This window comes from Micromonospora sp. C31 (assembly GCF_018070575.1).
Taxonomy (GTDB): Bacteria; Actinomycetota; Actinomycetes; order Mycobacteriales; family Micromonosporaceae; genus Micromonospora.
On sequence record NZ_JAGPXN010000078.1, the window covers coordinates 1 to 454 of the forward strand.

Genomic DNA, 454 nt, shown 5'->3' on the forward strand with positions numbered 1-454 from the left:
CAGCGTGATCGGTCCCTTCGCCGGCCGCAGCCTCGGCTCACCGCTGGAATCGAAGCCTTCGAGCACCTGCGGCTTGGCGAGATCGGGCAGCACCTCGCCGATCGGGGCATCCAGCAGCAGCTTGCCCTGCTCGACAAGTTGCATCGCGCCCGCCGATGTCACTGCCTTCGTCATTGAGGCGATCCAGAACACGCTATCCGCCGTCATCGCATCGGGCTTGGACAGATCGCGCTTGCCGAAGGCGCCCTGATAGAGCACGTCGTTACCGCTGGCGGCGATGGCGACGACGCCGGGAATCTCCTTGGCGTCGCTCTTCTGGCGCAGAATCTCGTCGATCTGGGCTTGGCTTTGCATAGGCATTTCCTCCGGTTTGATTATTGTTGGAAGTGACCGATTGTCCTCCGGCATCCGCTGCGCGGCAAGCGCGGCCATATGCGCGCTTCGGTCGCGATGT

At 63.2% G+C, this 454-nt stretch carries 1 protein-coding gene; it reads right to left on the reverse strand.

Features of this window, described 5'->3' with window-relative positions:
• A partial coding sequence (locus tag KBX06_RS27525) for a serine hydrolase (protein WP_210839972.1) occupies positions 1-432 on the reverse strand: 432 nt, incomplete at its 3' end.
• Positions 433-454: the final 22 nt, after the last annotated feature.